The 15,091-nt window shown below is 57.1% G+C and carries 13 protein-coding genes; 10 read left to right on the top strand and 3 right to left on the bottom strand.

Annotation, left to right across the window (positions count from 1 at the left end):
• The first annotated feature begins 369 nt into the window (after window positions 1–369).
• Both hglS and M2433_RS02925 read left to right on the top strand, forming a co-directional pair.
• Entirely contained in the window at window positions 370–1,713 is a 1,344-nt protein-coding gene (hglS, locus tag M2433_RS02930; protein ID WP_429052733.1) for a 2-oxoadipate dioxygenase/decarboxylase HglS, read from the top strand.
• A gap of 43 nt (window positions 1,714–1,756) precedes the next feature.
• Complete coding sequence (locus tag M2433_RS02925; protein WP_429052731.1) at window positions 1,757–3,262, top strand: carboxylesterase/lipase family protein; 1,506 nt, start codon at window positions 1,757–1,759, stop codon at window positions 3,260–3,262.
• Here M2433_RS02925 and M2433_RS02920 read toward each other — a convergent pair.
• Window positions 3,249–4,091: a LysR family transcriptional regulator gene (locus M2433_RS02920; protein WP_429052729.1), complete on the bottom strand. Its 843-nt coding sequence runs from the start codon at window positions 4,089–4,091 to the stop codon at window positions 3,249–3,251. The genes M2433_RS02925 and M2433_RS02920 overlap by 14 nt on opposite strands.
• 114 nt (window positions 4,092–4,205) lie before the next feature.
• Between M2433_RS02920 and M2433_RS02915 the strand changes: the two genes are divergently transcribed.
• The 4 genes from M2433_RS02915 (at window position 4,206) to rimL (ending at window position 8,651) form a co-directional block, all read left to right on the top strand.
• Complete coding sequence (locus M2433_RS02915; protein WP_429052728.1) at window positions 4,206–5,375, top strand: pyridoxal phosphate-dependent aminotransferase; 1,170 nt, start codon at window positions 4,206–4,208, stop codon at window positions 5,373–5,375.
• 10 nt (window positions 5,376–5,385) lie between these two features.
• On the top strand, window positions 5,386–6,159 hold the full coding sequence (locus tag M2433_RS02910) for a transporter substrate-binding domain-containing protein (protein ID WP_429052727.1): 774 nt from the start codon (window positions 5,386–5,388) through the stop codon (window positions 6,157–6,159).
• A 242-nt stretch (window positions 6,160–6,401) separates the two neighbouring features.
• Window positions 6,402–8,057 carry a glucan biosynthesis protein D gene (locus M2433_RS02905; RefSeq protein ID WP_429052725.1) on the top strand — a complete coding sequence of 552 codons (1,656 nt, stop codon included), beginning with the start codon at window positions 6,402–6,404 and terminating at the stop codon, window positions 8,055–8,057.
• A gap of 45 nt (window positions 8,058–8,102) precedes the next feature.
• The gene (gene rimL, locus M2433_RS02900; protein WP_429052724.1) at window positions 8,103–8,651 is read left to right on the top strand and encodes a 50S ribosomal protein L7/L12-serine acetyltransferase; all 549 of its coding nucleotides are present in this window, start codon (window positions 8,103–8,105) and stop codon (window positions 8,649–8,651) included.
• Here the strand turns inward: rimL and ydcK are convergent.
• Window positions 8,646–9,626: a YdcK family protein gene (ydcK, locus tag M2433_RS02895; RefSeq protein WP_429052723.1), complete on the bottom strand. Its 981-nt coding sequence runs from the start codon at window positions 9,624–9,626 to the stop codon at window positions 8,646–8,648. The genes rimL and ydcK overlap by 6 nt on opposite strands.
• Before the next feature lie 122 nt (window positions 9,627–9,748).
• On the opposite strand from ydcK, the gene tehA reads away from it, so the two are divergent.
• Both tehA and tehB read left to right on the top strand, forming a co-directional pair.
• The gene (gene tehA, locus M2433_RS02890; protein WP_429052722.1) at window positions 9,749–10,750 is read left to right on the top strand and encodes a dicarboxylate transporter/tellurite-resistance protein TehA; all 1,002 of its coding nucleotides are present in this window, start codon (window positions 9,749–9,751) and stop codon (window positions 10,748–10,750) included.
• Window positions 10,750–11,343, top strand: coding sequence for a tellurite resistance methyltransferase TehB (gene tehB / locus M2433_RS02885; RefSeq protein WP_429053103.1), 594 nt, complete (start codon window positions 10,750–10,752; stop codon window positions 11,341–11,343). Before tehA ends, tehB begins: the two co-directional genes overlap by 1 nt.
• On the opposite strand, the gene pepT is transcribed toward tehB, so the two are convergent.
• Entirely contained in the window at window positions 11,340–12,569 is a 1,230-nt protein-coding gene (gene pepT / locus M2433_RS02880; RefSeq protein WP_429052720.1) for a peptidase T, read from the bottom strand. The two genes, tehB and pepT, sit on opposite strands and share 4 nt — an antisense overlap.
• A gap of 111 nt (window positions 12,570–12,680) precedes the next feature.
• Here pepT and M2433_RS02875 point away from each other — a divergent pair, with 111 nt between their 5' ends.
• A complete protein-coding gene (locus M2433_RS02875; protein ID WP_429052719.1) occupies window positions 12,681–14,276 on the top strand; it encodes an ABC transporter substrate-binding protein in 1,596 nt (531 codons plus the stop codon).
• A gap of 135 nt (window positions 14,277–14,411) precedes the next feature.
• Entirely contained in the window at window positions 14,412–15,086 is a 675-nt protein-coding gene (locus tag M2433_RS02870) for a DUF3313 domain-containing protein (protein WP_429052717.1), read from the top strand.
• The last annotated feature ends 5 nt before the right edge of the window (window positions 15,087–15,091 follow it).

Raw genomic sequence — 15,091 nt, 5'->3', positions numbered from 1 at the left:
TCGCTTGAAATGGAAATACGGTTAGGCAGGAAGGACTTGTAATCAACCACTCGGATTAATCCTAACTTTGAGCTAAAAATTTGAAAGATGAGGATAAAAATAATGGCATGTCAGATGGAGTTAATTTGCAGTCAGGCGAAAATGAAAAAATACTCCTTTATAGCTAGAAGGCGGAACCATAAATAATTATAAGGAAAATCCTGGATGAAAGCGCCTGGGTTGAAATGGCGGTTTCGTTCGGGCCTGTTCAGAGAGCGGTAGCACACGGTTTGACCACTGTCGTCTTAAGATCACAATTCAGAAATTCTTCCCCCCGGAAGGAACGGGTTTCTCTACACTCCAGGTAATATTCACTGGAGGCATGACATCATGGCGAACACCATCACGGCTGATGACATTCGGGAACACTTTTCGCAGGCTATGTCGGCGATGTACCAGCAGGAAGTTCCGCAGTACGGCACCTTGCTTGAACTGGTTGCGGACGTCAACCTGGCGGTTCTGGAAAACAACCCACTATTACACGAACACCTGGCAAACGCCGATGAGCTTGCGCGCCTGAACGTGGAGCGTCATGGGGCGATCCGCGTTGGCACGGCGCAGGAACTGTCTACCCTGAGACGGATATTTGCTATTATGGGCATGTACCCGGTCAGCTATTACGATCTCTCCCAGGCAGGGGTGCCGGTTCACTCCACGGCGTTTCGCCCGATTGATGATGCCGCGCTGTGCCGTAACCCGTTTCGTATCTTTACCTCACTGCTGCGCCTCGAACTGATTGAGAACGTCGCGCTGCGCGAGCGTGCCGCGGAGATCCTGTCTCACCGCACCATATTTACCCCGCGCTGTCTGGCGCTTATCGACCTGTATGAAGCAGAAGGGCAGTTCACTGACGCGCAGGCGCACGAGTTTGTGCAGGAAGCGCTGGAAACCTTCCGCTGGCACCGTCATGCGACCGTCGATCGGGAAACCTATCAGGCGCTGCACAATGAGCACCGTCTAATTGCCGATGTGGTCTGCTTCCCGGGTTGCCACATTAACCACCTCACGCCGCGCACGCTGGATATTGACCGGGTGCAGGAGCTGATGCCGAAGTACGGCATAGAACCTAAAGTTCTGATTGAAGGGCCGCCGCGTCGCGAGGTTCCCGTCTTATTGCGTCAAACCAGCTTCAAGGCGCTGGAAGAGCCGGTGCTGTTTGCCGGTGAACATCACGGCACCCATACCGCCCGCTTCGGTGAGATTGAGCAGCGCGGCGTGGCGCTGACCCCGAAAGGCCGTGAGCTGTACGATAGCCTGCTCGCCCAGGCCGGCACCGGTAAAGATAACCTGACGCACCAGCTGCATCTGCGGGAGATTTTTAACGCCTTCCCGGACAGCGAGCTGTTAATGCGCCGTCAGGAACTGGCCTATTTCCGCTACCGTCTGACGCCTGCCGGGGAAGCCCATCGTCATGCGTTCCGTCCCGGCGACGATCCGCAGCCGCTGATCGAGCGCGGATGGGTGATTGCCCAGCCTGTCACCTACGAAGATTTCCTGCCGGTCAGCGCCGCCGGGATATTCCAGTCCAATCTCGGGAATGAAACCCAGGCGCGCAGCCACGGCAATGCCAGCCGCGATGCGTTTGAAGCGGCGCTCGGCTGCCCGGTGTATGACGAGTTTACCCTCTATGAGGAGGCTGAAACGCGCAGCAAACAGCGTTGCGGTTTGCTCTGAAATCGTTACTCTGCAGGGGTGTGATGGAAAAAATAAGGTCGTTATGCAAAATCCTTCCGCCCCTGTGGTTGAAACGCGCTGCGGCGCACTGGCTGGTTTTACTGATAAAGACGTTCATGCGTGGTACGGGATCCCTTACGCCGAGCCGCCCGTGGGTGAGTGGCGCTGGCGCTCGCCGCGGCCGCCTGCGCGCTGGGAGGGCCTTCGCGAGGCCACGGCTTTTTCGCCCTCAAGCTGGCAAAGCAGCGAGTATTGTCAGGCGCTGGGCGGCGGCGATCCGGGCCAGTTTTCTGAAGATTGTCTCTATCTTAACGTCTGGTCTCCCTCAGAGCGTGCGGAGCCGCTTCCGGTTATGGTCTGGCTGCACGGCGGCGGGTTTACCCTGGGCGCCGGTGGCCTGCCGCCGTATAACGGCAAAGCGCTGGCCACGCGCGGCGCGGTTGTCGTAACCCTCAATTACCGTCTCGGCCACCTCGGCTTTTTCGCTCATCCTGCTTTGGAAGGGGAAGAAGACCGCGTGGTGCATAATTTTGCCCTGCTGGATCAGATAGCCGCCCTCGAATGGGTGCGGGAGAATATCGCCGCGTTTGGTGGCGATCCTGCCAATATCACCCTGTTTGGCGAATCCGCCGGCGCGCGCAGCGTGCTCTCGCTGCTGGCATCGCCCCTCGCAAAAGGGTTGTTCCATAAGGCGATTGTGCAAAGCGGCTATACCTTGCCGGACACGCCGCGCGAGCAGGCGCTGCAGAAAGGAGAGGCCCTGGCCGCCCATTTTGGCCTGGAGAACGCAACGGCCGAGGAGCTGCGCGCCATTCCACCCGACGCGTTCTGGCCGTTGACCGCGCCGCTTAACGTTGCGCCGGCGCCTGTCGTCGGAGACTGCGTTCTGCCGGAGGCCATGCTGGACGTCTTTTTCGCCGCCCGCCAGCACCCCGTGCCGGTAATGATTGGCTCTAACAGCGATGAAGCCAGCGTGATGGCGGTGTTCGGCATCGATCTCGCGGGGCAAATCCAGAAGCTCCGGCGGGAGCGCCGCTTCGGGCTGGGGCTGATTAAGCTGCTCTATCCGGGCGTGAAGGGCGATGAAGAGCTGGGCAGGCAGGTGTGCCGCGACATGGCGTTTACGACGATGGGCTACGTGGTGATGCAGGCCCAGCAGCGCGTCGGCGGATTGTGCTGGCGCTACTGGTTTGACTATGTCGCCGAAGCGGAGCACGCCACCTATGTCAACGGCGCCTGGCACGGCAACGAGATCCCCTACGTCTTCGACACGCTTGGCCAGGTGGAACCCTCGCGCCAGTATGTTAATGCGCGGGATCTGGAGTTTGCAGCCCAGGTAGCCGATTACTGGGTGAGCTTTGCGCGCGAGGCGGGTCGTCGCGACAGCCTGCCGGGGCCGACGCACTGGCCCGCGTGTCGCAAAGGGCGGGACGTTCTGTTACGCATTGGTGTGAATAAACATGCAGGTTTCAGGCTTGAAAACCGCTTTATGCGCGCCCGCATGAGCCTCTTTAAGCGGGTGATGAAGCACCACGTCAGCCTCGATTAAGCAAACACGCGCGAAACGCCGCCAGCCCGTTTTCCTCGCCAGGCGTTTCGCGCAGCACCAGCCTGTAGCTTGCGCCTGTTTTTATGCTCGTCTCATAGGGCCGCATCAGCCTTCCGGCGCGGACATCTTCTGCCACCAGCGTTTCGTCGGCAATGGCGACGCCGAGCCCCTGAATGGCGGCCGTAATCGCCAGATCCATCGTGTCGAAGTGTTGATTTTTGTGCATGACAAAGCCGGGACCTTCCTGTTTCGTCAGCCACAGCGACCAGTCTGTCTTGTCCCTTGTCGGGTGAAGAAACGTTAACGATCCGAGCGCTGCACCTGCCCGCACCGGGCTTATCACCGGGGTGAGCGCCTCTTCGAACAGCAGATCGCCCGCACTCATGTGCGTACCGAACACGATGGCCGCGTCGTAGGATTCGGTTTTGAAATTGACGTTATGATCGGTGGTGGTGGTCAGCGCAATTTGCAGTTCCGGCTGCTCGCGCTCCACCTCCAGCAGGCGCGGCACCAGCCAGCGCATCGCGCAGGTGGGGGCCTTGAGCCGGATCACGGTTTGCTGGCTGCGGGCCTGATCGGCCACGGTCAGCAGGCGTTCGAAAGCCGACTGCAGTTCCGGCAGCAGGGCGCAGCCCTGCGAAGAGAGGCGTAAGCCGCGCGCGTGGCGTTCAAAAAGCGGAAAGCCAAACCACGCCTCAAGGGAGGCAATTTTGCGGCTCACGGCTCCCTGCGTGAGACAAAGCTCGGCGGCAGCATGGGTAAGATTCAGGTGACGCGCGGTGACTAAAAATGCGTCGATGGCATTGAGCGGGAGCGAACGGCGCGACATGGAAAACCCTCAGCTATGCATTTTTCTCATGGCTATTATGACAACAATTCGATTGTCCCGACAACGAACTTGTTGTTTGAATAGTTATGCAAAGACCATGAGAAGGGTAACAGGATGACTTTACGAACGCCGGTGCAAACGCGCTCCAAACTGCCAGATGTGGGAACCACCATTTTTACCGTTATCGGCCAGCTCTCGGCGCAGCATAACGCCATTAACCTTTCTCAGGGCGCACCCAATTTTTCCTGCGACCCGAAATTGATCGCGGGCGTCACCCGCGCAATGGAGGCGGGGCACAACCAGTATGCGGCGATGACCGGCCTGCAGCCGCTCAAAGAGCGTATTGCCGATAAAATTGCCACGCTCTACGGCACGCAGTACAACCCTGCCAGCGAGGTGCTGGTCACCGCCAGCGCCAGTGAAGGGCTCTATTCGGCGATTAGCGGGCTGGTGCATCCGGGCGATGAGGTGATCTACTTTGAGCCGTCATTTGACAGCTACGCGCCGATTGTTCGCCTGCAGGGGGCAACCCCGATTGCCATCAGGCTCACGGTGCCGGATTTTGCCGTCAACTGGGACGAGGTTCGCGCCGCGATCACCCCGCGCACGCGCATGATCATCATCAATACGCCGCATAACCCGAGCGGTCAGGTCTTCTCCGCCAACGATCTACAGCAGCTGGCGGCGCTGACGCGCAATACCGACATCATTATTTTGTCTGACGAAGTGTACGAACATGTAGTGTTTGACGGTGAGCCGCACCACGGGATGGCCACGCACCCGCAGCTGGCGGAGCGCAGCGTGATTATCTCATCTTTCGGAAAAACCTATCACGTCACCGGGTGGCGCGTGGGTTACTGTGTTGCTCCGGCGGTGCTGATGGACGAGATTTGTAAAGTCCATCAATTTCTAATGTTTTCTGCCGATACGCCAATGCAGCACGCGTTTGCTGAACATATGGTCGACCCGCAAACCTGGCTGTCGCTGTCGGCATTTTACCAGCGCAAGCGCGATCTGCTGCAGAGTTTGCTCGTCGATTCGCCGTTTACGCTGTTGCCGAGCGCAGGTTCGTTCTTCATGCTGGCGGACTATAGCCAGTTCAGCGACGAGCGCGACAGCGAGCTGGTGAAGCGGCTGATCGTTGAGTACGGCGTTGCCACCATCCCGCTTTCGGCGTTTTATGCGGACGGCACGGATAATAAATTGATTCGTCTCTCTTTTGCGAAAGATGAGGCGACGTTACGGGCAGGTGCCCAGGCCCTGTGTCGGGTTAAACCACGCTGAGGAGTATTAGATGAAATTACGCGCGTTAGTTGTCGGCATGGGATTGCTGTCTACGTTTTCCTCCTTCGCGGCCAGCGAGCTGCGTTACGGTCTGGAAGCGGAATACCCGCCGTTTGAGAGCCGCAATGCGGCCGGCGAACTGGAAGGGTTTGACGTTGAGCTGGGGAATGCCATTTGCAAAGCGGCTGCGCTGAAGTGCAGCTGGGTGGAAACCTCATTTGATGCGCTGATCCCGGGGCTGGTGGCGAAGAAATTTGACGCCATCAACTCGGCGATGAACATCACCGAGCAGCGCCGCAAGAGCATTGATTTTACCCAGCCGATTTACCGCATTCCGTCGCAGCTCGTCGGCAAGGCCGGCACGGCTGTCGAGGCGACGCCAGAAGGGCTGAAAGGCAAAACCATCGGCGTGCTGCAGGGATCCATCCAGGAAACCTATGCCAAAGAGCACTGGGAAAAGCAGGGTGTCACCGTGGTGTCTTATAAAGATCAGAATATGGCCTGGGGCGATCTGCTGAATGGCCGTATCGACGCCTCGCTGGTGATGTCCGCGGCCGGGCAGGCAGGTTTCCTCAGCAAGCCGCAGGGTAAAGGGTTTGGCTTTATCGGCAAACCGGTGTCAGACGATACTATCCTCGGCAGTGGGATCGGCTTTGGGCTGCGTAAAGGGGACGAGGCCACCAAAAAGCAGCTTGATGCCGCGATTGATAAAGTACGTGCCGACGGCACGATCGCAAAACTCGCTGATAAGTACTTCCCGGGTATCGATGTCAGCGTAAAATAACCGCCTCATTGGCCCCGTCAGCTGATGTCCTGACGGGGCATTTTTATACACATTTTCCAGGCTTTCTTTACACCACTTTCGGGCCGTTCTGGTCGACAGAAAATATTTCTCACTTTGTTCAGATAATCACCGGCCAACAATTGGATTCTTAACCATTTTTGTTTAGGCTGTGCGTTCTTTCTTGCCGTCATTTCGCCGCGCGCGAAACACATTCACACGACCATAAGGACGTTTTTCCAGGCATGAATCGCAGACGTTTTCTAAAAGGCTCGCTGGCAGTGGCAGCCCTGAGCGGCACATCCGGCCTTGCTTCCCTGTTTTCCAAAGCGGCATACGCTGCTGACTCTGATATCGCTGACGGTCAGAGCCGTCGTTTTGACTTCTCCGTACTGCAATCCATGGCGCATGACCTGGCGAAAACCCCATGGGGTGGCGCACCGCGCCCGCTGCCGGACACGCTGGCAACCATGACGCCGCAGGCGTACAACGCCATCCGGTACGATGAAAAGCAGTCTCTGTGGAACAACGTTGAAGGGCGTCAGCTGGACGTGCAGTTCTTCCATATGGGGATGGGCTTCCGCCGCCGCGTGCGTATGTTCTCTCTGGATCAATCCACCTCGATGGCGCGCGAGATCCACTTCCGCCCGGAGCTGTTCAGCTATGGTGAAACGAGCGTAGATACCAAACAGCTGGAGGGGCAAAGCGATCTCGGCTTTGCAGGCTTCCGCGCCTTTAAGGCGCCGGAGCTGGCGCGTCGCGATATCGTCTCTTTCCTGGGAGCGAGCTACTTCCGCGCGGTGGATGACACCTACCAGTACGGTCTTTCCGCACGCGGCCTGGCGGTTGATACCTTTACCGACACCCCGGAAGAGTTCCCGGACTTTACCTCTTTCTGGTTTGAAACCGTTAAGCCGGGTGATACCACGTTTACCGTCTATACGCTGCTCGACAGTCCAAGCATCACTGGTGCCTATAAGTTCGTGATCCACTGCGAGAAGAGCCAGGTGATCATGGAGGTGGAAAACCACCTCTACGCGCGTAAGGACATCAAACAGCTCGGCATCGCGCCGATGACCAGCATGTTCAGCTGCGGCAATAACGAACGACGCATGTGTGACACCATTCACCCGCAAATCCATGACTCCGATCGCCTGGCGATGTGGCGCGGCAACGGGGAGTGGATCTGCCGTCCGCTGAACAACCCGCAGAAGCTGCAGTTTAATGCCTACATGGATAAAAACCCGAAAGGGTTCGGTCTGCTGCAGCTCGATCGCGATTTTTCGCACTATCAGGACGTAATGGGCTGGTATAACAAGCGCCCGAGCCTGTGGGTTGAACCGCGCAACGACTGGGGGAAAGGCTCGGTTGGCCTGATGGAGATCCCGACGACGGGTGAAACCCTGGATAACGTGGTCTGCTTCTGGCAGCCGGAAAAAGCCGTCAAAGCGGGCGACGAGCTGGACTTCAAATATCGACTGTACTGGAGCGCCATGCCGCCGGTGCGTTCTCCGCTGGCCAACGTCTTTGCCACCCGCTCCGGTATGGGCGGGTTCCCGGAAGGCTGGGCGCCGGGCGAGAATTACCCGAAAGTGTGGGCCCGCCGCTTTGCCATCGACTTCGTCGGCGGCGACCTGAAGGCCGCTGCGCCGAAAGGTATCGAGCCGGTGATTACGCTCTCCAGCGGTGAAGCGAAGCAGGTTGAGATCCTCTACGTCGAGCCGTTTGACGGATACCGTATTCTGTTCGACTGGTACCCGACGTCGGATTCAACGGAGCCGGTGGATATGCGCCTGTTCCTGCGCTGCCAGGGCGATGCCATCAGTGAAACCTGGCTGTACCAGTATTTCCCGCCAGCGCCGGACAAACGTCAGTACGTTGACGACCGGGTAATGCGTTAACGATTGATTCCCTCTCCCTCCGGGAGAGGGTTAGGGTGAGGGGCAATGACCGCAGCAAAATCCGAAATTATCCCGGTCTCTGACGCTATCGAACTTCGCGCCGTCGAAGAGCGCTACACCGCCGAACTGCACAACCTCGTTGTCAAAAACAAAACCTGGCTGCAAACCGCCTTTGACTGGGCGCAGCACGCGGGCAGCGAGGACGATACCCGCCGTAACGTGCAGAGTAACCAGATGCTGCACCAGCGCGGCTACGCCAAAATGTTTCTGATCTTCAAGGATGATGCGCTGGTCGGCGTGCTGTCGTTCAACACGATTGAACCGACCAACAAAGCCGGGTACATCGGCTACTGGCTGGATGAAGACCATCAGGGGCAGGGCATTCTCTCTCGGTCGCTGCAGGCGTTTATGCGCTACTACGCCGAGCGCGGGGAGATCCGCCGTTTTGTGATTAAGTGTCGGGTCGCGAATCAGAGCAGCAACAGCGTTGCCCTGCGCAACGGCTTTACGCTGGAAGGGTGCCTGCGGGAAGCGGAATACCTTAATGGCCGCTTTGACGATGTGAACCTCTACGGGAAAATTTATACCCTATAACGCGCCCAGCAGCGGCGTGCGGGTGATGCGCTGAGCGCCGTTAACCACTTTTTCGCCGCGCAGGTGAATGCTCTCGCCGGCAAAGGCTTCAATCACCGCATCGTCGGTGATTTCAACCCGGTGCTCAATAAGCACATCGCCGCTGATCCGCGCGCGTCCCTGAATCACCACCTTATCGTCCAGCATGATCGGCCCGCCGCGCAGCCACGCCTGACCGCCAATCAGAACGTGGTGCTTGATGACGCAGTTGCCTTCCACCACCGCATTCTCCGTAATCTGCGAGCTGTAGCGCACCGTCGGGATGGCATCGTCGTCAAAACCGGCTATCACGCGGGCGTTGCCGTAAACTTTTGCGCAGTCGCACACCCAGACGTTATTCAGGTCGTTACCCTCGAGGATGGCGTTGTCGAATATTTCGGCGCGGTGCTCAACGAAGGCAAAATTAACCATCGCCTCGCCGTAGATTTGCGCCTGGTGCACAATGCGCGACTGGCTCACCGTCGCCTTATCGTAGATTTGCAGGATCTGTTCATGGTCCGGCGTCAGCCCTTTGGCCGCAATGACCACGCTGTGGTGCAGCACGCGAGCCTCGCCGCGAATATGGCACTCGCCGCGCACGCAGGATTGCTGAATGGTGACGTTGTCACTTATTCGCGCGCCGTGGCTGACCTCCGCGCCGTCCAGCCAGCAGCTGTCTCCGATATGCGCATCATGGCTAATGATGCAAGGCAAGGTAAGACGCGCGTTGCCGGACACGGCTGCGCCGGCGAATACCACGCTGTTTTCGTCGTAGATCCAGCAATTTCCGTCCTGTGAGAGGGCGCGCTCGTCGTCAATCCACCCGCCCTTCGTGCCGGCCACGACGTCGTTAAAATCGGCCGTGGCGATGATCTGCCGCAGCGTGGCGGAGTGGGAGGTCTCGCCGTTTTTCCACTGCCAGAGGCGGGTTTCATCGCTGAGTCGGTACTTTTTCATCGTGGGGTCTCTGATAGGCGTCTCAACTAAACGTAGCAAACTTTTGGCCTTTCGTTGTGCTGGCATCCGCCGGAGAAACCCCTTAAAATGGCATTTAAAATACATTTTAAAAATTAAAATTAATGAGCAAATTTAATACTCCCCAACAGGCGCTTAACTTGCCCGCCGGGTATTTTGGCATGGTGCTTGGCATCATCGGTATGGGCTTTGCCTGGCGCTACGCCAGCACCCTCTGGCCGGTAACGCGCTGGCCGGGGGAGAGCCTGGTTGCCCTTGCGGTGGCCTGCTGGTTTCTGTTAACGGTCGCGTTTTTGACGCGCGCGATCCGTTTCCCGCGCAGCGTGCTGGCAGAGATGCGGCACCCGGTGACGAGCAGTTTTGTCAGCCTTTTCCCGGCCACGACGATGCTGGTCGCCATCGGTTTCGTACCCTGGTTCCGCCCGGTCTCGCTGGCGTTGTTTGGCATTGGCGTGATGGTGCAGCTTGCGTACTCCGCCTGGCAAAGCGCCGGGCTATGGCGCGGGAAACATCCGCAAGAGGCGACCACGCCTGGATTATATCTGCCCACGGTGGCGAACAATTTTATCAGCGCGATGGCGTGCGGCGCCCTCGGGTTTCACGATGCGGGGCTGGTCTTTCTTGGCGCGGGCGTCTTTTCCTGGCTCAGCCTTGAGCCGGTCATTCTGCAGCGCCTTCGCAGCGCCGGAGAGCTGCCCGCCGGACTGCGCACGTCTCTCGGGATTCAGCTGGCGCCCGCGCTGGTGGCCTGTAGCGCCTGGTTCAGCGTGAATGGCGGTCAGGCGGATACGTTTGCGAAAATGCTGTTCGGCTATGGTCTGCTGCAGCTGCTGTTCATGTTGCGCCTGATGCCGTGGATCCTGTCCCAGCCGTTTAACGCCTCATTCTGGAGTTTCTCCTTTGGCGTATCGGCTCTGGCAACCACGGGTCTGCATCTGGGACATAACAGTCCGGCGGGCTTTTTCCACGCCATCGCCGTGCCGCTGTTTATCTTCACCAACGTCATTATTGGCTGGCTGTTGGTGCGTACATTGATTCTGCTGCTTCAGGGCAAACTGCTGGTTCGCACTGATAAAGCACTGCTTATGCAATCTGAGGAAAAATGATGACCGTTGATGAGAATTACTTCACCGAGAAATATGGCTTAACCCGCACGCACTCAGAGGTGCTGTTCAGTGCGGAAAAGGTTAAACCGGGCAAAACGCTGGACCTGGGCTGCGGCAACGGCCGTAACAGCCTGTACCTTGCGGCCAACGGTTACGACGTGACCGCGTGGGACAAGAACCCGATGAGCATCGACAATATCGAGCGCATCAAGGCGGCAGAAGGGATTGAGAATCTGCAGACCGCAATTAAAGATCTCAACAGCCTGAGCTTTGACGGCGAGTATGATTTTATTCTCTCCACCGTGGTGCTGATGTTCCTTGAAGCCAGCACCATCCCAGGCCTTATCGCCAATATGCAGCGCTGCACCCGGCCGGGCGGCTACAACCTTATTGTCGCCGCCATGGATACGGTGGATTACCCTTGCACCGTCGGCTTCCCGTTTGCGTTCAAAAGCGGTGAGCTGAGCAATTACTATGAAGGCTGGGAACTCATCAAGTACAACGAAGAGCCCGGCGAACTGCACCGCACCGACGAAAATGGGAACCGCATCAAACTGCGCTTTGCCACAATGCTGGCGCGCAAGCCCGCCTAACGTGCGGCCAGCAGGCAGAGCTGGAGGGCGGTGCGGTAAGACGCCTCGAACGACGACAGCGGCAGGAATTCAAACTTCGAGTGGAAGTTATGCGCGCCGGTGAAGAAGTTCGGCGTGAGTAGCCCTTTTGCCGAGAGCGCCGCGCCGTCGGTGCCGCCGCGCATGGGCGTCGGTTTTGGCGTGATGCCGAGCGATTCCATCGCCTCAAACATCAGGTCGATAGCGCGCCTGTCTTCGCCAATCGCATTGCTGATATTGCTGTAGGTATCTTCAATGCGATACTCCACGCTGGCCGTCGGGTGTTGGGCGGCAATCCGCGCGGCGACGTCGGCAATCTGCTGCTTGCGGGCAGCAAAGTTGTTCTTGTCGAAGTCCCGGATATTGGCCTTAAGAACGGCCTCGTTCTGCCCGGCCTGAATGCCGTTAAACCAGATATAGCCTTCACGCCCCTCGGTGCATTCCGGCGTCTGCTGACGGTCGAAATGGCTGATAAAGTCGGTTGCCATCAATAACGGGTTCACCAGCACCCCTTTGGCGGACATCGGGTGCGCCGTCACGCCGGTAAAGCGGATCTCAGCGGCTGCCGCATTAAAATTCTCGTAGACAATTTCGCCCAGCTCGCAGCAGTCGATGGTCCAGGCGAAGTCGACGTCGAAGCGCTTAAGATCCAGCGCCTTGGCGCCGTTCAGGCCGATCTCTTCGTCAGGTACAAATGCCACGACGATATCGCCATGCCGATGCTCCGCCGTCAGGTTTTCCAGCACCGTCATCACCACCGTGACCGCAGATTTATTATCGGCGCCTAATACGCTGGTCCCGTCGCTGAAAATAATCTCCTCGTTCGGGTAAGCCAGAATTTCGGGGTGCTCTTTCACCCGCAGCCAGATCTCTTTTTCTTTATTCAGACAGAGATCTTCACCGGTAAACGTTAATATTTGTGGATGAATATCCGGTGATAATCCCACGTCGACGGTATCAATATGGGTAATAAAGCCGATGCGCGGTGCGCCGGGTACGTTGCCTTTTTTGACCGCCGTCACCGTGGCGAATTCATCAATCACGATGTCGTCTACACCCAGCTGTGCCAGCTCCTGCGCCAGTTCCCGCGCCATGTCGTGCTGGCCCGGCGTTGAGGGCAGCGTTTTCACTTTAGGATCGCTCTGGCTGGTGATGGCGAGATAGCGGAAAAAACGGTGCGTTAATTGTCTGGAAAGCGGCGAGCCCATAGTGATTTGTTCCTTATTTATTTTTCGGGTGTTTGCCATCTCACTTTAATGTTATTTATGAAATGGCAAAAGAATTAATTAGCCGTCGAATTAAAAAGACAGGAATAAATGATGACAAGCAAACTCGCAACTTTCACGCTGGCGCTTGCTGCACTCACGGTCAGTTCCGCTGTCGCTGCAAAAACGCTGGTGTATTGCTCCGAAGGATCGCCGGAAAACTTCAATCCTCAGCTGTACACCTCGGGAACCAGCGTGGACGCCAGCGCCGTGCCGGTCTATAACCGGCTGGTCGATTTCAAACCCGGCACCACGGAGCTGGTGCCGAGCCTGGCAGAGCGCTGGGAGGTGAGCGACGACGGCAAGGTTTACACCTTCCATCTGCGCAAAGGCGTTAAGTTCCACAGCAACAAATCCTTCACGCCGACCCGCGACTTTAACGCCGATGACGTCATTTTCTCGTTTATGCGCCAGAAAGACGTCAACCATCCGTACCACAACGTCTCGAACGGCAGCTACTCCAACTTCGAAAGCCTGGAGTTTGGCAGCCTGATTACCGCCATTGATAAAGTGGATGACCACACCGTACGCTTTACCCTGGCGCACCCGGAGGCGCCGTTTGTCGCCGATCTGGCCTGGTATTTTGCCTCAATCCTTTCCGCGGAGTATGCCGACGCGATGCTGAAAGCGGGCACGCCGGAGAAGGTGGATATGGCGCCGATCGGCACCGGGCCGTTTAGGCTGGCGCAGTATCAGAAAGATTCCCGCATCCTGTTCACGGCGTTTGCCGACTACTGGCAGGGGAAATCGAAGCTGGATCGGCTGGTGTTTACCATCACGCCGGATGCCTCCGTGCGGTTTGCTAAAATTGAGAAGAACGAATGTCAGGTAATGCCGTTCCCGAACCCGGCCGACCTGCCGCGCATGAAGGCCAACCAAGATATCACGCTGATGAGCAAGCCCGGGCTGAACACCGGCTTCCTGGCGTTCAATACCCAAAAGCCGCCGCTGGATAACGTGAAGGTACGCCAGGCGCTGGCGATGGCCATCAATAAACCGGCCATTATTGACGCGGTGTTCCACGGCACCGGCACCGCGGCGAAGAACCTGCTGCCGCCGGGCGTCTGGAGCGCCGACAGCGAGCTTAAGGACGACGAGTACGATCCAGAAAAAGCCAAAGCGCTGCTGAAAGAGGCCGGTTTCGCCAACGGCATGAGCATCGATTTATGGGCAATGCCCGTCCAGCGGCCCTATAACCCGAATGCGAAACGCATGGCGGAGATGATACAGGCGGACTGGGCGAAGGTCGGGGTACAGACCAAAATTGTTACTTACGAGTGGGGTGAATACCTTAAGCGCGTGAAGGGCGGGGAGCATCAGGCCGCGCTGATGGGCTGGACGACCGCTACGGGCGATCCCGATAACTTCTTTGGTCCGCTGTTCACCTGCACCTCGGCAAACGGCGGGTCGAATTCGGCGAAATGGTGCTACAAACCGTTTGATAACATAATCGCCGAGGCGAGATCGATAACCGATCATGATAAACGCGTGGCGCTGTATAAACAGGCTCAGCAGATTATGCATGACCAGATGCCCGCGGTAATGATTGCGCATTCGACGATTTTCGAACCGGTGCGCAAGGAAGTGAAGGGCTATGAAATCGACCCGTTTGGCAAACATCTGTTCTGGCAGCTGGATATAAATCAGTAGTTTTTCACTGCCCGGCACGCATCCGGGCAGTCTTTTCGCAATTTGTGCTCCCGGCATCATTTTTTGTCACAACAAATGCGCCTGTCTTTTGCTATAACTTCAAATGCATACTTGCAGATAACATGGAAAACTATCATGCGTACTCAAACTTTTTTTAAAGTTGCAGTGCTTACTGGTCTGTTGGCGCTGGCGGGCTGTTCGTCTAAAGTCGCCGCTCCCGAACAATATTCTGGCTTTTTAAAAGACTACTCAGGATTACAGCAGACGACGTCTGCGACGGGTAAACCAACGCTGCGTTGGGTTGATCCTTCCTATAACGAAGCTAATTATGACAGTATTATCTGGACGCCGATTACCTATTATCCTGCGCCTAAGCCAACGACACAGATTGGTCAAAAAACGCTTGATGAGTTGTTGAATTACACCAATAACAAAATGAAAACCGCTATTGGTACCCGTAAGCCGATTGTCACCACGCCAGGTAAACATAGCCTGATTTTCCGCGGTGCCATTACGGGGGTGAGTTCGCAGAAAGAGGGGCTGCAGTTCTATGAAGTGGTGCCTGTTGCGCTGGTGGTTGCCGGCACGCAGATGGCAACCGGACATCGCACCATGGATACCCACCTTTACTTTGAAGGTGAGCTGATCGATGCGGCCACCAATAAGCCGGTCGTGAAGGTGGTGCGTAAAGGTGAAGGTAAAGAGCTGAATAACGCAAATACGCCGATGACCTTTGCGACGCTGAAGCAGGTTGTTGATGATATGGCGACCGACGCCACCATGTTTGATGTGAAAAAGACCGCAAAATAACGTAA

The sequence above is a fragment of the Enterobacter sp. AC1 genome (assembly GCF_050434705.1).
GTDB lineage: Bacteria > Pseudomonadota > Gammaproteobacteria > Enterobacterales > Enterobacteriaceae > Enterobacter > Enterobacter cloacae_L.
This window is presented reverse-complemented; position numbering and strand designations above follow the sequence as displayed.